General features: G+C 49.0%; 18 protein-coding genes. 1 reads left to right on the top strand and 17 read right to left on the bottom strand.

The window, feature by feature from the left end; translation table 11 throughout:
* Positions 1-184: 184 nt before the first annotated feature.
* The 16 genes from CA598_RS18445 to CA598_RS18520 form a co-directional block, all read right to left on the bottom strand.
* Complete coding sequence (locus CA598_RS18445; protein ID WP_094871238.1) at positions 185-1417, bottom strand: pyridoxal-phosphate-dependent aminotransferase family protein; 1233 nt, start codon at positions 1415-1417, stop codon at positions 185-187.
* 44 nt (positions 1418-1461) lie between these two features.
* Positions 1462-2703 (bottom strand): Zn-dependent hydrolase, encoded by a 1242-nt coding sequence (locus CA598_RS18450; RefSeq protein WP_094877417.1) that lies wholly within the window; start codon positions 2701-2703, stop codon positions 1462-1464.
* On the bottom strand, positions 2700-4094 hold the full coding sequence (locus tag CA598_RS18455; RefSeq protein WP_094877418.1) for an allantoinase: 1395 nt from the start codon (positions 4092-4094) through the stop codon (positions 2700-2702). The genes CA598_RS18450 and CA598_RS18455 overlap by 4 nt, the downstream gene beginning before the upstream one ends.
* A gap of 34 nt (positions 4095-4128) precedes the next feature.
* Positions 4129-4533: a hydroxyisourate hydrolase gene (gene uraH, locus CA598_RS18460; protein ID WP_094871244.1), complete on the bottom strand. Its 405-nt coding sequence runs from the start codon at positions 4531-4533 to the stop codon at positions 4129-4131.
* Positions 4533-5483 carry a factor-independent urate hydroxylase gene (pucL, locus tag CA598_RS18465; protein ID WP_094877419.1) on the bottom strand — a complete coding sequence of 317 codons (951 nt, stop codon included), beginning with the start codon at positions 5481-5483 and terminating at the stop codon, positions 4533-4535. The genes uraH and pucL overlap by 1 nt, the downstream gene beginning before the upstream one ends.
* 18 nt (positions 5484-5501) lie before the next feature.
* Positions 5502-6023: a 2-oxo-4-hydroxy-4-carboxy-5-ureidoimidazoline decarboxylase gene (gene uraD, locus CA598_RS18470; protein ID WP_094877420.1), complete on the bottom strand. Its 522-nt coding sequence runs from the start codon at positions 6021-6023 to the stop codon at positions 5502-5504.
* On the bottom strand, positions 6010-6564 hold the full coding sequence (locus tag CA598_RS18475; RefSeq protein ID WP_094877421.1) for a (2Fe-2S)-binding protein: 555 nt from the start codon (positions 6562-6564) through the stop codon (positions 6010-6012). The genes uraD and CA598_RS18475 overlap by 14 nt, the downstream gene beginning before the upstream one ends.
* Positions 6551-8845, bottom strand: coding sequence for a xanthine dehydrogenase subunit D (gene pucD, locus CA598_RS18480; RefSeq protein WP_094877422.1), 2295 nt, complete (start codon positions 8843-8845; stop codon positions 6551-6553). Before pucD ends, CA598_RS18475 begins: the two co-directional genes overlap by 14 nt.
* Positions 8846-8878: 33 nt before the next feature.
* On the bottom strand, positions 8879-9778 hold the full coding sequence (locus CA598_RS18485) for an FAD binding domain-containing protein (protein WP_094877423.1): 900 nt from the start codon (positions 9776-9778) through the stop codon (positions 8879-8881).
* A 56-nt stretch (positions 9779-9834) separates the two neighbouring features.
* Positions 9835-10764 (bottom strand): ABC transporter permease, encoded by a 930-nt coding sequence (locus tag CA598_RS18490; RefSeq protein ID WP_094877424.1) that lies wholly within the window; start codon positions 10762-10764, stop codon positions 9835-9837.
* A gap of 3 nt (positions 10765-10767) precedes the next feature.
* The gene (locus CA598_RS18495) at positions 10768-11910 is read right to left on the bottom strand and encodes an ABC transporter permease (RefSeq protein WP_094877425.1); all 1143 of its coding nucleotides are present in this window, start codon (positions 11908-11910) and stop codon (positions 10768-10770) included.
* Positions 11907-13439 (bottom strand): ABC transporter ATP-binding protein, encoded by a 1533-nt coding sequence (locus CA598_RS18500; protein ID WP_094877426.1) that lies wholly within the window; start codon positions 13437-13439, stop codon positions 11907-11909. Before CA598_RS18500 ends, CA598_RS18495 begins: the two co-directional genes overlap by 4 nt.
* A gap of 109 nt (positions 13440-13548) precedes the next feature.
* Positions 13549-14706: a BMP family ABC transporter substrate-binding protein gene (locus CA598_RS18505; protein ID WP_094877427.1), complete on the bottom strand. Its 1158-nt coding sequence runs from the start codon at positions 14704-14706 to the stop codon at positions 13549-13551.
* 237 nt (positions 14707-14943) lie between these two features.
* Complete coding sequence (locus CA598_RS18510; protein ID WP_179283703.1) at positions 14944-15516, bottom strand: NTP transferase domain-containing protein; 573 nt, start codon at positions 15514-15516, stop codon at positions 14944-14946.
* A complete protein-coding gene (locus CA598_RS18515; protein WP_094877429.1) occupies positions 15458-16576 on the bottom strand; it encodes an XdhC family protein in 1119 nt (372 codons plus the stop codon). Before CA598_RS18515 ends, CA598_RS18510 begins: the two co-directional genes overlap by 59 nt.
* Before the next feature lie 39 nt (positions 16577-16615).
* The gene (locus CA598_RS18520) at positions 16616-18190 is read right to left on the bottom strand and encodes a PucR family transcriptional regulator (RefSeq protein ID WP_094871267.1); all 1575 of its coding nucleotides are present in this window, start codon (positions 18188-18190) and stop codon (positions 16616-16618) included.
* A gap of 239 nt (positions 18191-18429) precedes the next feature.
* On the opposite strand from CA598_RS18520, the gene CA598_RS18525 reads away from it, so the two are divergent.
* Positions 18430-18813 carry a RidA family protein gene (locus CA598_RS18525; RefSeq protein WP_094877430.1) on the top strand — a complete coding sequence of 128 codons (384 nt, stop codon included), beginning with the start codon at positions 18430-18432 and terminating at the stop codon, positions 18811-18813.
* 539 nt (positions 18814-19352) lie between these two features.
* On the opposite strand, the gene CA598_RS18535 is transcribed toward CA598_RS18525, so the two are convergent.
* Positions 19353-20546, bottom strand: a complete 1194-nt coding sequence (locus CA598_RS18535) for an amidase (protein ID WP_094877437.1) — start codon at positions 20544-20546, stop codon at positions 19353-19355.
* Between the last annotated feature and the right edge of the window lie 82 nt (positions 20547-20628).

Here is a 20628-nt window from a genome sequence, read left to right on the forward strand (position 1 = left end):
TCATAATAATAGAGGATTGCTTAAGCATCGGCTGTGTTGTTATCATAGTTGGCAAATCTGATATTGTACGAAAAAACGGCTCCGTCATCCCTGTAGATGATAGCCGTTTTCTTAATCCAAAGATTGTCCAACAATCCGGACATGCCCCTGGTATGAACTCACCCGCCAGCATCTATTCCAACGATTATCTTACGTTTTCCTCATATACGTCAAGTGCCGCCTGAACACCAAGACCGCAAGCCACTCCAAATCCATGTCGCAGCAACGCTGCTTCCAAAGCTCCCAGCAAACGCAGCACATTATTTGTACGGCAGCTAAAGCCCATCGTGCCAATGCGCCAGATTTTTCCTTTCAGAGGTCCAAAGGAGCTGGCAATTTCAATGCCGAACCGCTCCAGCAGCAGCGTGCGTACAGATTCCCCCTCTATGCCCTCAGGAATCAGCACACAGGTTACAACGGTAAGTTTGCAAGAAGGCTCCCCGTAAAGTTCAAGCCCTATCGCTGCTAAACCAGCTATAAGTGCTTTTTCATGGAGCTGATGTCTGGCGAATCTGGCATCCAATCCTTCTTCTAGCGCAAGTCGCAAGCCTTCCCGTAGTGCATAGAGCATAGAGGTCATCTCTGTATGATGATTAAGACGTTGCGGGCTCCAATAATCCTGAAGCATGCCTAGATCGAAATAGTTGCTGCGGACAAAAGACCGCTCACCAGCCTGGACATCACTGGTTCTAATCCCACGTTCTACTCGCTTCCGGGTGATGAGCTTAGCTTCAGCGCGGTCATTATACGTTATCGGTGCCATTCCAGAGGGGACGGACAGGCACTTCTGTGTGCCGCCCACGACCGCATCAAGCATCCAAGCATCCGTTTCAACAGGAATGCCCCCAAGAGTTGCAACTGCATCCACTATGAATAGAGCATCCATTCGGCGGCAGGCTCTGCCAATCTCCGCGAGTGGCTGCACCCGTCCTGTAGAGGTCTCACCATGCACCATCGCCACCACATTCGGCTTAAAGGTCTCCATAGCCGCTATCACTTCATCTGGTTCAAACACACTTCCCCATGGTTTTTCCAAAACGAATACCTCAGCTGCACAACGTTCAGCAATCTCATGCAACAAATGTCCAAAACGTCCAAAGATCGGAATCAGCACACGTTCCCCCGGCAGAATCAAACTGACCATCACCGCTTCAATGCCAGCGCGAGAGGTCCCATCTATCGGGTAAGCCCATGTATTTCGGGTAGCGAACAGCTCCCGCAGCATCTCCATCGTTTCATTCATCATATGGGTGAACTCGGGATCAAACTGCCCCAGCACGGGAAAAGACATCGCCCGCAGCACACGTGGATCCACCTCCACCGGACCCGGAGTCATAATGCAGCGCAGGGACGGCGACAAATCTTCGTAACGCTTCATGATGATCTCTCCCTTCAAGCATCAACGCCTTCGGCGAACTCTTTTTAATAAGCTAACTCGTATAACATGGCAGTCAGCACCTCAAGCCCAGCAGCGAGCTGTTCAGGAGAGGTATACTCTTCCGGTGAATGGCTGATCCCAGCACGGCTTGGTACAAAAATCATCGCAGTGGGGCAACGCGGCGCAAAGAGCTGGGCATCATGTCCTGCTCCACTGACCATCCTGCGGTAGGTTTTGCCCTGTTCCAGGCAGATATTCTCCAGCGCTGTAGAGAGCTTAGTATCCATAGGTGTAGGGAGTGTATGAAGCACAGGCGTAACCTCCAAGGTTACTCCACGTTTTGCGACGATTTCATGATATTGCGAAAAAAGCCACTCACAGAAACACTCTAGTTCATCCTCTTCACTGTGGCGGATATCTAAGTTAAAAAGAACCTCACCCGGAATCACATTTGGCGTATTCGGATACACCTCAAGCTTGCCTGAGGTTGCTACGAGCGGATCACCTGCCGCTATAGCAGCACCTTCTAGTACATACAGCATTTCTACCGCACTAGTCAGTGCATCGTGCCGCATCAACATCGGCGTTGTTCCCGCATGATTAGCCACACCACTGACCTTGATCATATAGCGTCTCTGTCCAACAATCCCCTGAACTACCCCTATCTGCGTATCTGTTTTCTCCAGAATAATTCCCTGCTCAATGTGCAGCTCTACAAAAGCACCAATATCATTTCTGGCTCCAGTCTCATCTGTTACACCTTGCAAAAGGCTGGATTCCGCCATTGCTGCCTTTAACGTTACTCCATCTGCATCCATACAGGTCTCTGCCTCACTTCCGTCATATCTTTCCGTGACATGACCTGATCCCCAATAAGCAAGGGGAAATCGGCTACCCTCTTCTTCACAAAAAGATATGACCTCAAGCGTACGCTTCGGCTGACCATAATTCATCTGCAAATCTTGAAGCGCAAGCATGGCTGCTGCGATCCCATAAGCTCCATCATATTTGCCGCCATTGACCACGGTATCGATATGTGATCCGGTTAATATGACCTTTTGCTCCGGACTGCGTCCACACAGGCGCCCATAAACATTGCCCACCTTATCGGTGGTAACCTTTAAACCAAACTCAGCCATTTTTTGCTGCAAAAAGATCTGCGCCCGCCCCCATTCCTCCGTGTATAGCAATCTAGTAACTCCCGGCCCAGGTGCGGTATATGCCGCCAGTTCCTCCAGGAGCTTGAGCAGCTTCTCGGGCGATGCTTGCACTCTGGAATCATTCATAGGCTGTACTGCTCCTTCCTAATCTGCAGCCACTGTCCACCTTCCTCAGCAAGTACGCCTTCTTCAGAGGTATAGACCACCCGGCCACGGCTTATCGTAGCAGCTACCTTGCAGGATAGAGTTCTTCCGATGTAAGGACTATGCTTGTGACGGTATAACAAATCTTCAGCAGCCAACGTATAGGTTGTGTTTGGATTCAGCAGTACGAAGTCGGCATCCAGTCCTAGCGCGATAGTGCCTTTAAGATGCTCCATCCCAAAGCGTTTTGCGGGATGCCCGGCGAGCAGGCGAGAGATTAATGTAATTGGCAATCCCCGGACATTTACACCTTCATGGAACATAAGCTCTAAGCTGCTTTGGGCACCTGAGATTCCACCCCAAGCCTCAAAAAAAGACAACTCAGGGTTCATCTTCAAGTCCGTCGGACAGGGTGAATGATCTGAAGCGATTAAGTCGATTTTGCCCTGGGCGAGCATTTCCCATAACTTCTCCTGCTCCAGTACACTTCGCAATGGAGGGGCACATTTCGCCACAGGTCCTAGCTCCTCCATATCCCTTTCTGTGAGCACCAAATAATGTGGACAGGTTTCAGCCGAAACGTCCAGTCCTCGAACCTTGGCTTCATAGATTTTCTCTATGGCGGCTGCAGTGCTGATATGGACAAAATGCACCCGACATCCAGTACGTTCACTGTACAGCAGTGCCCTGGACACTGACTCCAGCTCCGCTTCAGCAGGGCGGCAAGCCGCAAAATCACGCGCACTGCTTCTCCCATTTCGCACGGCATCAGCGGTCAGCACTGCCGTGATCGCCTCGCTTTCGGCATGAAGGGCAAGAATCCCGCCCAAAGCAGCAATTCGCTGCATTCCTTGATAGAGCGTATCCTCATCCACTTCACGGAATCTGCCTTCACCCTCCCCTCCGGGATTAGAGAGAAAAGCTTTGAAGCCAGTGACCCCGGCAGCTGCCAATGCTTCCAAATCATCCAGATTTCCCGGAACGAGACCACCCCACAGCACATAATCAACCGCGGAATTACCCGCCGCCGCCTTCACTTTTTGATGGAGTGCCATCTCGTTCACCGTAGGTGGATTGCCGTTAAGCGGCATATCTGCATAGGTTGTGCAGCCGCCAGCTGCCAAAGCGGCAGAACCGCTGCGAAAGCCTTCCCAATGTCCCAGCGCAGGCTCATTAAAGTGCACATGCATATCAATCATACCGGGGAGGACATAGAGCCTATCTGCGTCGATGACATGGGTCAGCGGTCCAGTCGAAAGCTCCTCACCTAATGCGACGATCCGTCCCTCTGATACAGCAATATCCAGCTTAAGCACCTGATCGGGCAGCACTACATTCCCGTTCTTAATCACAAGTTCGTAGGATTCCTTCATGAGCTGCCAACCTCCACTGGTCGTTAAATTTCTCCTAACTTCCCCGATACGTACTGTATCCACCAGGAGCTACTAACAAAGGTACATGGTAGTGCTGCATGGAGCTCTCTATATGAAATCGAATAGGTATCTGTTCTAGAAAAAAAGACATCTCACGTTGAGTGTCTACTGAGCTTTCTGTTACTTCTATGCCAGCTGCTGACACTTTGGCATTGGCTCTACGATAGTAATCGCCGACCATAAACAGCAGCTCGTAACAACCAGCCTCCATCTCGGTTCCCTCCAGCAGCGGAGCATCCAGCCTCCCGTCACTGTTCGTGACTTTTTCACACAGAAGCTTGCTCATCCCATCCGTAAGCTTCCAGAGCTGAAGCGTCAGTCCTGCAGCAGGAATGCCCCGCGACAGATCCAGCACATGGGTGGTAAGCCGCCCGCTCATTACGCTGTCTCTCCGGCCAGATCTGCACGGCTGACAGAAAAGCCCTGAAAACCATAGGGTGGACGAGGTTCGGTGAAGACCCCACCTTTAGTTTCTTCAGGCTCAACAATGGTTTCCCAAGTCCGGTTATTGGACTCAAATGAAACGGTAGCCAGCTGTGGAAAACGGGACAACACGCGCAGTCCAATTTGATAAATCAACGATTGGATTGATGGACTGTTGAGCTCATGAAAAGCACTATGGGCGATATCACGAATCTGCTCCGCAGCCACATATTGACCCTGATCTCCATCCAAAGCGTGCTCCACATTAATGTAGGTCCAGTTAATATTCAGAAAAATATAAAGCGGACGGTCAAAGCTTTCTGGCAATGTCGTATATTCATCTCGGACAAATCCATAAAACGAGCTTCCGCTCACTTTTATCAGCTGTAGATCCTTCAACCGGCATCCATGAGCAACAACCTCAGTCCCACTTTCCCCACGCTTTACTGTCAGCGAAGCCGAGTAGGATTCATTATTGGAGTGCCGCAGCACTAAATGACTCTGCCTAAGCCCCTCACCCCCGGGCACCATTACCTGTTCAAAAGGTAACCGGTCTGCGGAAACCGAAACCGCGGTGACATGACTGTATCTATCGATAAAACGGCTGCTCAGAAGCTGCAGTAATCCTTCCGTTGTGCTGCCCGTGTAGTCAGCGGTATTGCGGAGAATGAAATTTTTCATAGAATCAGTAGCTACGACCATTGAATTATCCCCCTCTGAAAATGAAGGAAGAAAGGCTTCACCCGTAACGGCAAATGTAATATTATGCGCGAATATAATGTTGTCGCAGCCCGTAAAGGAAGATTCGGAAACAGGGGTAACGGCCAGCGGTTTGGCATAGGTACGATAGGTTAGAACATCGCTTTTTCCATAAAACATAGTACGTCCGTTCATTGGTTCCAGCATGGCTGACGCCCTCCCCGATTATGATGAATGAATGATTAAATCACTTAGGCGGAATTTCGTAATAAGGCCGATCTCAGAAAAAGCCTGCACCCATTCCTCCTGAGGGGAACGTTCTACCCGTGCTTCCATGGCGTTAATGATGGCATCTTTGTTCTTACCACGTACAGCTAAAATAAAAGGGAACTGAAATTTTTCTGTATATTTTCTATTCAGATCATTCAAAAGATCAAACTCTTCCCTTGTTAGCCGATCTAGTCCGGCTCCCTGCTGCTCTGATGCTGACAAAGGTGTAACCTGAAGCCTAGTCGCCAAATCTGGGTGAGCTTTTAATAGTCCCTCCATTCGGCTACGATCAGCACTCAGAACGGTTTGCATCATGGTACTATGCAAATGCTCTATAGAATGGAACGGGATCTGCTTATAAACCTCCTCTGCTACCCACGGTGAATGTTCAAAAATGCCGCCCAGATGCTTCACAAAATCCGTTATCCTCATGACATTTATCTCTTCCAGCGTATACCTGTATTCAGAAACGACCATCCACTCCACCTCCTATAGCTTTATTGACAGCTCGCAAAATGCCTCCGTATCCTGTACAGCGACAAATGTTACCCGATAAAGCTTCCTCTACTTCAGCCTGAGTAGGATGCGGATTCTCATCCAGCAGGGCAACCACCGAGATGACCATCCCTGGCGTACAATAACCGCATTGGAACCCGCCTTCTTCTAAAAAAGCACACTGAACGGGATGCAGCCCCGCCTCACTAAGACCCTCAATTGTTGTAATTTCGGCACCTGAGCATTGATAGGCCATCATCAGACATGAATTCACCGGATGTCCATCGACCAGCACCATACAGGCTCCGCAACGGCCAATCTCGCAAGAGCGCTTCGTTCCGGTCAGCTCCAAATCTTCACGTATAACATTTAAGAGCCTACGGGAGGGTGGAATCTCCGTGGATATCGCTTTACCATTGAGGCTGCACTTGAAGGTGAACCTCTCTTCTGTAAAAGCTTCCTCAGACGATGCGGGGTTAGGGTCCTCTTCATTTAGATTTGAAATGGGATTATAGCTCGGCATGGATATTCACCGCCTTTTGTGGAATAAACGGCGTAGATTGCAGCCATTCGGGATCAATGGGCAGCTTAGTTACCCGTTTCCCTACTGCCTGAAATATGGCTGATGCGACTGCCGGAGCTAAATTGACGGAACCCACCTCTCCAATGCCGCGAGGACCATACGTATCATGATCTGGCAAATCCTCTATCGGCTGCACCTGAATGCTTCCGTTCATGTCGGCAATGGTCGGCACCAAATAAGTGTCTAGATTTTTGGTGACATAGCTACCGCCTGACATTACAGCATCCTCTGACAAGGTGAAGCCCACCGCCATACTACTGCCACCTTCGATCTGCCCGAGATACCCTTGCGGATTAGCCACCGGCCCCGCAGCTACCGCATGATATTGGTCCAACACACGGACACGTCCTGTAAGCAGATTAACTTCCACGCGCACTGCGATAGCCGAATAGGTGTATAGGAAATGTGCTCCCACTCTTTTAAAAGTTGTGGTTGGATAAGTAAACTTTGTATTACAGACAATGGGTTCTGAAATTCGCTGTGCCAGGTCCTTGTAAGTCAGAAGCAGACCGCCGTCTTTTAGCCAAATGCCGCCAGGACCGAGCTTCATTTCATAGTCATCCAGCCCCGGCTTTATCGTAGCAGCTGTCTGCAACACTCGAGCCGTGAAGTCTGGACGTAGCCGTTTTAGGGCCATCCACATCATGCTTGTCGAACGTGAAGCTGTACTTGATCCGCTATCGGGCACGACGTCCGTATCGCCAATGACGATACTTAGATCCTCTGCTGCGAAGCCAAACTGTTCAATCAGCATTTGTTCCATGGTCGCGATTAAGCCCTGCCCAAACTCCTCGTAACCAAACACCGCCTCAATCTTGCCCTCTAGCGTCAGAGACAGCCGGCCACCCGCGGGATCCGGAATGCCATAACCAAGTCCTGCACCATGCATAGCGATTGCAGCACCCGTTCCGGTGACGATCCATGGTTCCACAAAGCCTAAGCTGCTGTCTGTAGAAGATACCTTAGTCATTAGAGGCGAGTCCGCCAATGCTTTCCACACCTGAAAGGCTCCATCGGTCTGAGCAACTTCCTGACCCAGGGGCCCCAGATCTCCATATTTACGCAAATTGCGGCGGCGCATTTCCCACGGATCGATCTGCAATCGCTCAGCCAAACGATCGATTTGTCCTTCCAACGCGAAAATCGCCTGATTGCCGCCAAATCCTCGAAATTCACCGGACACACCGTTATTGGTATATACAGCGAAACCTTCCACCTCTATATGATCGATGATGTAAGGGCCCATTACATGTTCTGTCGCGAAGTTGAGCACCTCCGCACCGAGCGTTGCGTAAGCCCCCGTATCCGAAATAATTCTGACCTGATGCGCCTTGATGATTCCTTCGTGATCGCAGCCAGTTTTCATGGTGATTTTCATAGGGTGACGTTTAAGTCCTGCACGGACCGATTCAGCTCTCGAATTATGCAGTCTTACCGGACGGAGTGTCCGCAAGGCGAGCAGCGCACCATACGGTTGTACATTCAGCTCGTCTTTTCCTCCAAAGGACCCGCCGATCGGACTCGAGATGACTCGAATATCTTCTTGAGGAATAGCCAGAATTCTGGATAGCTGCATGCGATCCATTAACCCATGTTGTGTAGCTGAATACACGGTAAGCCGTCCGTTATCTTCGGGGATAAACAATCCGCCCTCAGTCTCCATATAGGTATGCATTTGGCGAGGTGTGTAGTAGGTCTCCTCCACTACGTGGCAGCAATCCTTAAATACCGCTCCCGGTTCGCCCTTGCAGTATTCCGTATGATGAAGCACGTTTCCCTCGGGATGCAGAAGAACAGCAGCTTTCTTCATGGCTTCTTCCGGATCTTCCAACAGTGGTAGAAGCACATAATCCACTTCGATAAGAGATAAGGCGTATTCCGCAATTTCGTCCGTCTCAGCCGCGACTGCCGCAATCGCATCGCCAGTGTAACGCACACGATCGCTGCAAAATACTGGTTGATGCGGCAAAGCTATGCCAAAGCCGTTAAGTCCGGGCACATCCTCATGAGTAATTACAGCGTGTACACCAGGGACTTCTATGGCCTTCTCAATGCGTATGGACAAAATACGAGCATGTGCCTGCTCACTGCGGAGCACGCGGCCAATCAACATACCTTCCGCCCTCATGTCGGTCAAATACTGCAGCTTGCCGGATACTTTGCCCTCTCCGTCGGGCCGTGTACGCCAGCGGCTCCCGCTGGATTCCTTATTCAGCAGCATTTTCCCTCTCTCCTTTCGTGGGTTATTCACCTCTTAACTCCGTATATTCATAGCCTTCCACAGCTCAGATACAACCAAATTTCCAGCACTCTTTTTCTTGTAAAGTTCTGTTGCAAAGGGATCACTATACGTCTCAAAGCTGTTCTCAACCACTTCATATAGAGAAGCCAACAGCTCCTCTGTATACCCCGCGCCTTCAAGCATAACTTCAGCTCTGGTTAACCGCTGCGGCCGCCCAGAGCCCCCACCTGCTGCGATACGAACCTCGCGGAAACGATGTTCCTCATCGATCGAAGCTGAGATTGCTACCGTTACAAGTGAAGGAGTGAAAGCTTCCCTGCGGCCAACCTTGCGAAAAATTTCAAGTCTATCTGTTAATGGATTCTCTCGGCGAGCAGGTGATATGCGAAGCTCAGCCACTAGATCTGCCGCAGGTTTAATCCCACTCCAGTGATTGTTTAGCCACTCTGTCAACGGTAGTGTCGTCATAAATTTACCGTCAAAGGAGATCAACTCAGCGTCATATACCAGTAACGCGGGTAGAATATCACCGAAGCCAGAAGCGATATTGCCACCAAGCGTGGCTAGATAACGCACTGATGGAGCCGCTATGCAACGTGCGGCCTCTTGCAGCGCTGGAGCCACTGCCTGCACAAGCTCATTGCTTCGGCACTGTGAAAGTGGGACAAGAGCGCCAAGAGATAAGTGGAACTCCGTCAAAGTGATATCCGCGAGATCTGGGATTTGCCTGAGATCAATCAACTGCTTCGGCATAAGCGCCGTTCCGCTTTCCCACCCTGTTCTCAGCAGTGTCCCTCCCGCGACATATTGGGCACTTTCTCCAAGTGCTATCTTTCTCTCCCAAGCTTCGTGCAGGCTGCGGGGTTGAATTACATCAGGTAACCTTCCTTCCTCTTCCCGTAAGACCCCCATACACTCCGCCTCCTTTTTGAGTACCAGATTGCTGATGCCTCCTCATGCAGCTTGCCTTAAAACCTTTGTTCCCGAATATAAGGCACTCCGAGCGCCTCCGGTGTGCCGGATGGTTTGTTGCGGTTGCGGTACCCCAGGTACATCAGGACTAGAATGGTCACAAGGTACGGAATCATTTTGAGAAAATAGGGCGGGACTGCACTGCCCAGCAATTGAATACGGAAGCCAAGCGAATCCAATGCCCCAAAAAAGTAAGCGCAGAACAAGGCACGCAGCGGATTCCATCTGGCAAAAATCACTAGCCCTATCGCAATCCAGCCTCGGCCGGCCGTCAGTCCTTCATTCCAGGTTGGCGCGTAAGCTAATACCATATCCGCTCCGGCCATACCGATGAGGGCAGCGCCGATGATCACATAACTGTAGCGGATAAGCTGCACACGGATCCCCATCACATCTGCGGTAGCCGGACTGTCTCCGACTGCCCGCAAATGCAGGCCCCATGAAGTGCGGTGAATTAGTAGATGCAAAACAAGCACTAGCAGCAGGCTGAACCAGGTTAGGTAATCCATTTTGCCGAATATTTTTCCGAGGAACGGTACATTTTCCAGCCAAGCCAGATGCAGCTTAGGGGAGGTTCCCGGCAAAGGAATGCCGCTGATCGGTTTGCCTAGATAAGCGCTCAACCCACTGCCGAACAGGGTCATCGCAAGACCGGACATGGTTTGATTCGCCCGCAGAGTCACACAGAGAAAAGAATGCAGCAATCCAAGCACAGCCGTTACAGCTACGGTAGCCAGCAGAGCCAGCAGCAGGTTTCCGGAGCGAATATACACGATACAAGTGGTGACTGCTCCCATCAGCATTAATCCTTCAGCTCCAAGCTGGATAATGCCGGCTCGTTCATTTAGAATGCCTCCCAGCGTAGCCAGCAGCAGTGGGGTCCCTGCGGATATTGCGGCGATTAATAGCTGTGTCGTAAAGTCCATCGGCTACCGTCCTCCTTTCATCTGAACCCCGCTACGGCCAATGCGGAAACGATAGATCATATCACCAGCAATCAGGAAAAACAGGATAGAGCCCTGCAGCATTTCTGATATCGATGAGGGCAGCCCGATAGTTTGAACACTATATCCGCCAACAATTAGGCCACCGAATAGAATAGAAGTAACAATTAGACCGAGTGGATTCAATTTAGCCAACCAAGCCACAATAATAGCGGTATACCCATATCCCGGAGAGATGCCCTGCATCAGCTTATGTGTAACACCTGAGACCTCAGCCATTCCAGCGATACCCGCGAGCCCCCCACTAATCAGCATGACGATAATAATATGGCGCTTGATAGGAATCCCCGCGTATCTGGCTGCAACAGGATTGGCCCCAATCAGACGGAGCTCGTAGCCCCACTTGGTGAAACGAATCATGAAGTAATAAATCACAACGGCGATAAGTCCAAATAACAGTCCGATATGAAGTCTTGTACTTCCGAGAACAGGCAGCGACTGAGCCGCAGTAAACATTGGCGATCCGGGGAAATTAAACCCTTTAGGATCTTTCCAGGGTCCGAATACCACGTAATCGAGCGCCAATAGGGCAACATAATTCAGCATTAATGAAGTGATAAGTTCATTTACTCCAAAATGCGTCCGGGGGATAGCGGTCAGCAATCCCCAAAGCGCTCCCGCCGCAATGCCAAATAGCAGCATTAAGGATAAAGACCAGAATGAAGATAAATCAGGAAAATAAATCGTGACCGCGGTAGCCGCCATAGCACCAACGGTCAGCTGACCTTCCGCTCCAATATTCCATACGGAAATGCGGTAAGCTACCGCAATCCCAAGCCCACACAGGAGTAAGGGGATCGCCTTAACCATCGTTTCTGTAAGGCCATACGTAGTGCCAAATGCACCACGGAACATTTTCTCGTAGACCAGTACCGGATTCATCCCATTCGCTGCGATAAATAAGGCACACAGCAATAACGCTAGAATGATAGATACAATAGGAGTCCACCAAGGAGAACGGACGCGGCTGGCATCATATTCCACACGTAGAGAGAACCGTTTGCCGGAGTGAGTTGGGATAGGTTCAAGTACAGCTGCTGCGGTATTTCTTCCATTCTCCAGGCTCATACGGCGCTCTCCTCTCTGTTATGAATACCAGCCATCAATAAACCAATGCGCTCCCGATTCGCTTCCCCATGTGTACTTTCACCAATAATGGAGCCGTTGTAGATTACTAGAATCCGGTCAGACAACTGAAGCAATTCATCTAAATCCTCCGAAATTAACAGCACGCCACTACCTGAACCACGCAGCTCCATAAGAAGGTCGTGAACACCAGCCGTAGCACCTACATCCAGCCCTTGCGTTGGATGAACAGCGACCATCAGCTTCGGCCGATGGCTGATCTCACGTGCAAACAGCAGCTTCTGCTGATTACCACCTGACAATTGCTGAACTGGTGTATCCATCTCAGGTGTTTTGACGTTAAAGCGCTGGACCAGCTCCTCTGACCACGAACGGTTCTTCGCAGACTTCAGGAAACCGAATTTGGAGTGCTCCTCTGAGCGGTAAGACTTAAACAAAAGATTATCCACCGATCCGAGGCGTCCAGCTAAACCGCTCTTCATCCGATTCTCCGGCACGTGGGAGATTCCTGAATCAATTGCCCCTCTAACCGAAGCCGATTTCACCGTCTTTCCATCAAACGTGATTTCACCACTTTTCCAGCTCCTAAGACCTGTTAACACTTCGGCCAGTTCCTTTTGCCCATTGCCAGCTACCCCAGCTACGCCTACAATCTCTCCTTTGCATACGTTCAGTGAGAAGTGATCCAATGCTTTTCGCCCGTGATCGGCAAATACGTCCACATCTTTCACTTCTAATAAAGAATCCCCTTCAAAGGCTTCCCGCTCTTGACGGGTGATGGTTATTTCCTTGCCCACCATCAAACGAGCCAGCTCTAACTCATCTGTATCTGCCGTAGTCAGCGTGGTGATCATTTTTCCTTTGCGCATGACGGAAATCCGATCGGAGGACGCCATAACCTCTTTCATTTTATGAGTCGTCATAATGACCGTCTTTCCTGCCTGCTTCATGACCCGCAGTGTTTCAAATAGCTGTTCCACCTCTCCCGGGGTCAGTACAGAGGTTGGTTCATCCAGAATAATAATGTCAGCCCCGCGATACAGCGTCTTAACGATTTCAACACGCTGCTGCTCACCCACGGACAACTGCCAGATCGGGCGATCCACCGGGAAATTCAGTCCAAACCTTTTCGCTAATGCCTCGATCTCCTTGTGTTTGTTCTTCATCCACTTACGGCCGCGCCAGAAAGACGACTTTTCGCCAAGCACGATATTTTCTGCTGCTGTGAGGCTTTGCACCAGTCTAAAGTTCTGAAACACCATACCTACACCTAGCTGCGCAGCATCTTTAGGAGAACGGATCTGAGCACCTTTCCCATGAATGAAGATTTCTCCTTCGTCTGCTCTATACACCCCTGACAGCATGCTCATCACCGTACTTTTACCTGCCCCATTCTCACCAAGCAGCGCATGAATCTCACCCGCATTTGCCGAAAAGTCTACTTGATCACTGGCGGTTACCGAGCCAAATTTTTTCACAATCCCCCGCATTTCAACTGAAGTTCCCCGCATGGCCTGTGCCCCTCCTTCCTTCAAGTTGTAGTACGGGTGGGGAAGTTTCCGCTTAACGGAACCCGCCCCACCCATAGATTGTGCACATTTTATTCCCTATTTTTAAACATTATTGCGGGATGGTTCCTTCCACACCTTTTACGAGCCAGTTCATGCCCAGCACTTCCTCCAAGGTCAGCTTCTGACCCTCCTGAACCTTCACATTCCCTTGATTATCTGAGATCGGACCTGTGAAAACCTCAAGCTCACCGCTGATAATTTTGGCTTTGGCGTCTTCGACAAGCTTTTTCACATCCTCTGGAATCTTGTTCCCGAAAGGAGCCAACTCCACCATACCGTCAGCCATATCACCGGAATATTGCTCGCTCTTCCATGTTCCATCTATAACTGCCTGCACAGCTTTTACGTAATAAGGACCCCAGTTCCATACTGGATTCGTTAAATAATTATCCGGGGCGTATTTGCTCATATCCGAGTCATTTCCCCCGGCAAAAGCGCCCCGTTCAGCAGCAGCCTGCAGTGTAGCAGGGGAATCCTGATAAGCCAAAAGCACATCCGCCCCTTTATCCAGCAAACTGATTGCCGCTTGGCGTTCAGTCGTCGGGTCATACCATGTATTCGTCCAAACCACATTTACTTTCACATCCGGATTGACACTTTGTGCGCCAAGGGTATATGCATTCAAGTTATAAATTACTTCACTGATCGGAAAAGCACCGACATAACCCAGCTGATTGTTTTTGGTCATTTTTCCAGCCGCAATACCGCTCAAATAACTGGCTTGATAATTCTTCCCGAAGTAGGTCCCCATGTTCTCTGCGGTTTTATAACCAGAAGCATGCATGAACTTCACATTGGGAAATTTGCCTGCTACATTCAAAGTAAAATCCATATATCCGAAGCTCGTTGTAAACACGATGTCGTGTGATTGCGCAAGCTCTGTAATGATTCGTTCCGCATCGGCACTTTCAGGAACATTTTCTACAAAGTCAGCTTTAATTCCAAGCTCCTTCTCCAGATACAGCCGCCCTTGATCATGTTGATACGTATAGCCGCCATCCCCTGGAGGACCGATATACACAAAAGCAACCGTCGGTTTCTTTGCAGCCGGTTCTGTTGTTGCAGTTGCATCTGTTGCCGCTGTAGTTGTCGCTGGTGCCTCCGTTGCATTTGTAGAAGTATTATTGCTGCCACACCCCACCAAAGCCACCGTCATCAGAACTATTAATGCAAGACAAGATGTTATGAACTGACCCCTTTTTATCATAATTCTCCTCCTCCAAATCATCTCTCATCATGGCTGCAACCATTAATGTACTTCTACTATACTTAGAGGTGGTCTTTGCGTAAATTTATATAACATACGTTTGTGTTAGATGATAAGAATTAGAGCTTTTTTTGTGTGGTATGCACTAACTGGTTTTTCAAAGGTGAGATCCGTGTCATATTATATGACTAAAGGCGAAAAAAGAACACTTACTCAGATCACTTTTCGATTACATTTCTATTTTTCGTTCCTCAGTATCCATTGCTCCTGAATCTCACCAAAATCCTCTTCTGTATCTGCATCCATGAAATAGTGGGTGGATTCAGACTCCAGAACGATTCCCTTATAATCAGGCGAACGCAAAATCGCTGCCGCTCCGCGATCCCCATCCAATCCCTGTAGTACTGGAAACAACGTCTTCGAAAATAAAGCCGGTGGCATAGCTGACCCATTGCTGACACTAGCCACATAATCCATGTCCGGTGATTGTTCAAACGTTTGTATTAAACGATTCACTAATGCCGTAGTAATAAATGGCTGATCCGCAAGCGCCACAACTACTGCATCGGGCTGCAAAGGCAATACCGCATTAAGACCGCAGCGCAGTGAAAAAGACAATCCTAGATGTGCGGTTAAGCAAGTTTCGGTACGTCTGGATCCTTGCGGTTCAATCGCGGGTGGCAGCCATTCCAAGTTGTCATCCGCACGCACTACCACGATTAGCGGTTCTAGATTGCAACGATCCAATTCACTAAGCGCGACGCTCCCGAGTGAGACCTCCTGCGACAATTTCAGTGAAACCTTGGACACGCCCATCCGCCTGCTCTGCCCCGCTGCCAAATATATTCCTGCTACCTTCAATACTCTCCACTCCTTTGGGCAGTTCTCGTGAGCCCGCCCTTCTAATTTGAATAATTTCAGCTATAATACTGACCGCAATTTCCTCCGGACCTTCTCCACCAATGGGCAACCCTACAGGCGCATGCAAAGATGCAGGAGCCTCAAGCTCTTCCAGTAAAAGAGATATCCGCACCTTCGACCCGATAATCCCTATATATAAAGGAGCAAGCGGAATCACACTCTCCAGGAACTGTCTATCTCTCCCAAGCTGATGACTGCAAATCAATACATAATCCTCCTGAGCTATGCCCAATCGCTGAACAACCTCCATAGGGGAACAAATTACCTGTTCAGCTCGAGGAAACTTATTGTGCAAGCTTCCTTCGCGCCAATCCGCAACCGCAACCCGAAAGCCAACGTTGTCGGCAAGCTCCGCAATCGGAACCACATCACGCCCCCCGCCAAAAATCACAAGCCGCGGTTTGGGCACGAAAGACGTATCGAATGCTGTCAATTCTGCTGGAGCGGCCATAAAGTGACCTGTCGCTAGGTTTTCTTTTGCCGAGGGGGATAATTTTGGACGGTTCTTGTTCTGCGATAGCGAAGTATCCGGCTCCAGCTTATAGGCAAAACCTTTCTCCACTGCTTCGCGGAACAGAACTAGATTCTCTCCCCTAGCCAATCTGTCACTCGCCTGCACTAAAAGCTTGTAGAGCTCACCCTGCACGGGTTCAAGCACCACTTTAATTTTGCCCCCGCACCCGACAGTTTCACCCCAGGACAAATCATCCGGAGACAACATATTGTATTCCACAATTTCGGGCAGCCCTCGTTCCCATATTCCAGAGGTACGTAGCTGCAGATCGCTTTCCAGACAACCTGGACTCAGACTTCCAATCGTGCCCCCTTCAAAAAACAGCATCACTGCCCCGGGTTTACGATACGAATGCCCCTCCACTTCTATCAACGTCACCAGCACCGCAGGTGCCTTATGGGTTTGAATATGCATTGCGATCTCATGTGTATTCACGAGGTTCCCCTCCTCCGTGTTTGCATTTCAACCCAGTCCTTAGTCCCGCCCAAGCATTCTCCGAAACATGAACACTAGCTTCAGCCTCATTAGATCATTTATTTTTTTAAAATCGACGTCCAGGAGCTCACTAAGCTTCTCGATTCGGTAGGTAGCCGTGTTCCGATGAATAAACAGCTTTTTGGCTGTCTCATTGACATGCCCATCGTTCTCTAGATAAACCTCCAGCGTCCGCAGCATTTCTCGTACATACTCCGGCTCACGGCTAAGCAGTCCTCTAAGCGTTCCGTTGCAATATTTCTCCATGACCTCTGTCGGGATTTGCCCAAGAAGCAAGGAAAGCTCAAGCTGCCGATAATGTACAACATTCCCATGCACTCCCTCAAACTGAAGCATCCCCATACATTCCTTCACCTCCGCAAAAGCCTCCTTCAGCCCATCCGGCTTCACTTTATAACTACTTATCGCAGCTCGTGGATAATCCCCCTTGTCAAACTTCAGGTTGTCAAAACAAGCCTGAATTACATCCCGAAATTGCTCAGGACTCTGAAGTGTTGCCGGATAGATGGACAATAATCCTTGGTCTACAATCACATGAATGGCCGTTGATTCCCGCAATACGGGGTGTTCAGTGTATTCTTCTTTTAATCTAAGCAGCTCACTTTGGCGGTCTTCAACAGTCGCAACAATATCAGTTAATACCAGTTGAAATGGCGACTGAAGCAGTTCAATTTCCAATTCGAGCGTAGCCTGTGCTAAATCGGCGTAAGATAAGTTACCATTTAGACAACGTCTCAGCAATCCACTGAATTCCCTATGTTCTGCCTGTTCAAAATAATCCTCGTATCCTGAATGAATATGATAAGAAATAAGTTCAGCGCCCTGAACGAACAAGCTCTCTTCCACCGGGAGCAATAAAGGGTCGATGGAACAATACAATAAATAGCCCGAACACTTTTCTCCTTGCATTAGTGGTGTTCGATAACCCGTACGAGCTTCTACACGAAAACGTTGATTACGCTTCTGCCAGGGCCAACCCTCCAGCAGCTGTGACGTCTGATATTCAGAATTGTTATAAATTACATCCCCGCGTGCGCTAACCACTACAAGTGAATGGCCAATCACTTCAGACACCGAGTCAAACAGTGGACGGCTGCGGACAGATCGCAGGGCAAATTGCATCAGCTTTTTCTGCTTCTCCATTATGCCCTGCAAAACATGAGTACTCCGGCTAAGCTCGGCGCGAAACAGGCCATTCATTTGATCCGAAAAAGTGAACTGGAACGGCAATTGGATTAAGGGGAAGCTAAGGTTCTCCGCTTCTGCGATTAGCTTCTCCGGTACTTCATCCCAAAATCGTCCCAGCTTAATACCCAAGGCCGACGAGCCCCTTCGATTCAGTGTTTGCAGCAAAGCAGAGGCATCCTCCAGATTATCCTTGATTAAATAGGCTGTCGTTAGCAGCATCTCGCCTTCTTTGATCCAATCCGAAATATCAGGTGCGTCCATCACATTAATCGATTTCACAATTCGATGTTTCCCCTTGGACCCCGCGATAAGCTTCGCCTCGGACAAAGGATAAATGGACAACGCTTCTTCAACCGTAAGATGCATGCCATCCCTCCTTTTTAGGATCAATAGAACCATTTCTGATTTATAATGTTATTTTATGTAACATTATAATTAAAATGAACCTCCTTGGATAGAGTAAAATTAAAATTTAATGATAATTATGTTAGTTAACATTACATTAAATATATGTATCTAATGAATCATTAAACTTTAGTTCACATCACTTGTGTTAGAGGTATAATTAGATCGGACAACATTAGGATGGATTTGGAGGGGATCTTTTGAGTAAAAAGCAAGTGTTTACGGGTTCACCCTGGGAGTCGGTGGTTGGATATTCTCGCGCCATCCGAATCGGCAATCGTATCGAAGTCGCAGGAACAACAGCCATGCAAGACGGGGAAGTAGTGGGTGTAGGAGATCCATACGCGCAGACGAAATTCATTCTACATACCATCGAAAAAGCGCTAAACCAGCTAGAAGCTGATTTGTCGCATGTAATTAGAACAAGAATGTTCGTGACAGACATCTCACGCTGGGAAGAAGTCGGCAAAGCACACGGCGAATTCTTCAAAGATATTCAGCCTGTAGCAACCATGGTAGAGGTAAAGGCGCTTATTGATCCACTATTGTTAGTAGAAATAGAAGTCGAAGCATTCGTAGAATAGAGCTCGGACGGGGCATGGCACCTTCTTCACGGAAGGTGCTTTGTTTGCGTGTTCAGAGTGAACCGCGAGCGTGTCATAGCTGACCTTTGTGGCGTGGGGCATTTTTGCCCTTCTTTCCTGCAATATGGCCGGAATTCTTGGATTCTGGGGGATTTATACCCCTCTTTCCTGTAATATCGCCGGAATTACTGGATTCCGGGGCATTTCTGCCCTTCTTCCCCGCAATATGAGCCAATTTTTCGAATTCTACGGGATTTATACCGTTATTTTCAGCTATATGAGCCGATTTCGCGCATTCTACGGGACTTATACCGTTATTTTGAGCTATATGAGCCGATTTCACACATTTTACGGGATTTATACCGTTATTTTTCTTCACATGGAGGAGTTTACTGAAACGCTGGTCTTAAGCCAACTTTTGAGCGCTGAATTTATCTTTTACTCTAACACACCATTATTGAACCTACTTCATCACATTGAGATCATTTTTTAAAAACCAATTTCACCTATCATCTCAAAACCCATCAGGTCCCGTCATCTCAAGGTCGCCGCCATACCTCCTTCACCCATGAGAGTAACCGAAGATCCTGCCCATGTCCGGCTATAACCGACAATCCCAGCGGCAGTCCATTTGTAGAGAGCATAGGTAATGTTACCTGAGGAAGACCTGCCAGTCCGGCTATGCAACTCAACATCATCGCTCCACTACGGTTCTCTTCCAATTGACGCAACCCCCCTCCACGCAGTGGAGCAGGACCAGGTACTGTTGGAATCACAAGACAATTATCTTCTCCTAGCAATCCGCGCAATTGAGCAGAAATCTCCGCTCGTTTATTCAGAGCGATACTGTGGTCCTTGTCAGCTAAACTGGCAGCCCAAGAGAACCGTGCTGCAATATCTGGCCCAAAGAATGGTTTTACCTTTTCAATCCAGGCGCAATGGGTTGTCCAGATTTCATTACCCTGTAACTCTCGAAAAACATCCATCCAGACCTTCAATCCTTCTGGAGCTATTTCAGTTTTGAGGAAATGATCAGCACCAGTCCGCAAGCAGTTCAATCCATCCGCTAGAATACTCACATCCTTTGGAACGACCAATTCCCAACAGTCCGTAGCGACAAATAAAGTTCCCATTTTCTTTTGTGAATCATCCCCTTTTTCATCCATGCGCCCAATCCCAAGTAAAACCTCCCCAACCTTCTGGAGCACATCCATACGGTCAGCCATCCAGCCTACTGTATCAAATTGCGGTGATAACGGGATCACGCCTTTCAGATCCACCACACCATGTGTCGGTCGAAAGCCATATACTCCGCAATACGCAGAAGGGACTCGAATAGAACCACCCGTATCTGTTCCGAGAGCAAAATCAACACTACCAGAAGCTACGGCTACTGCCGATCCACTAGAAGAACCGCCCGGGATACAACCTGCGGCACGGGGATTTATCGGCGTTCCATAATGATGGTTCTCACCACCCAGACTGTACATCAGCTCATCCGTATGAGTCGCCCCTCGAAGCGTCGCTCCCGACTGGAGAAGCCGGCGAACTACTGCCGCATGTTCTGTAGAGGGATTGTGGCTCCGTAACCAATCTGGATTACCTGCAGAAGGGCTGTGCCCTGCTATCGCATACACATCTTTTACAGCAAAGGTCATTCCGTCCAATATCCCATTCCCTAACCGTCCGACTGTTAGCTCAGAATCTATGAACGCACCATACCGATTATCCAGAATCATAGCTCCACCCTCACCTCACCGTTCCTTCTAAGATCTTAATCAACCGGTCATCCGTCATTTCTATTAAGAACCTATC

Source organism: Paenibacillus sp. VTT E-133291, assembly GCF_002264395.1.
Classification (GTDB): domain Bacteria; phylum Bacillota; class Bacilli; order Paenibacillales; family Paenibacillaceae; genus Paenibacillus_AQ; species Paenibacillus_AQ nitricinens.

Coding starts and splice junctions, on each gene's coding strand:
- CA598_RS18475 (WP_094877421.1), bottom strand. CDS start 6,564: ATGCCGAGCTATAATCCCATTTCAAATCTAAATGAAGAGGACCCTAAC.
- CA598_RS18450 (WP_094877417.1), bottom strand. CDS start 2,703: ATGAATGATTCCAGAGTGCAAGCATCGCCCGAGAAGCTGCTCAAGCTC.
- CA598_RS18505 (WP_094877427.1), bottom strand. CDS start 14,706: ATGATAAAAAGGGGTCAGTTCATAACATCTTGTCTTGCATTAATAGTT.
- CA598_RS18520 (WP_094871267.1), bottom strand. CDS start 18,190: ATGCATCTTACGGTTGAAGAAGCGTTGTCCATTTATCCTTTGTCCGAG.
- uraD (WP_094877420.1), bottom strand. CDS start 6,023: ATGGTCGTTTCTGAATACAGGTATACGCTGGAAGAGATAAATGTCATG.
- CA598_RS18445 (WP_094871238.1), bottom strand. CDS start 1,417: ATGAAGCGTTACGAAGATTTGTCGCCGTCCCTGCGCTGCATTATGACT.
- CA598_RS18490 (WP_094877424.1), bottom strand. CDS start 10,764: ATGGACTTTACGACACAGCTATTAATCGCCGCAATATCCGCAGGGACC.
- pucD (WP_094877422.1), bottom strand. CDS start 8,845: ATGCTGCTGAATAAGGAATCCAGCGGGAGCCGCTGGCGTACACGGCCC.
- uraH (WP_094871244.1), bottom strand. CDS start 4,533: ATGAGCGGGCGGCTTACCACCCATGTGCTGGATCTGTCGCGGGGCATT.
- CA598_RS18485 (WP_094877423.1), bottom strand. CDS start 9,778: ATGGGGGTCTTACGGGAAGAGGAAGGAAGGTTACCTGATGTAATTCAA.
- CA598_RS18495 (WP_094877425.1), bottom strand. CDS start 11,910: ATGAGCCTGGAGAATGGAAGAAATACCGCAGCAGCTGTACTTGAACCT.
- pucL (WP_094877419.1), bottom strand. CDS start 5,483: ATGCTGGAACCAATGAACGGACGTACTATGTTTTATGGAAAAAGCGAT.
- CA598_RS18455 (WP_094877418.1), bottom strand. CDS start 4,094: ATGAAGGAATCCTACGAACTTGTGATTAAGAACGGGAATGTAGTGCTG.
- CA598_RS18500 (WP_094877426.1), bottom strand. CDS start 13,439: ATGCGGGGAACTTCAGTTGAAATGCGGGGGATTGTGAAAAAATTTGGC.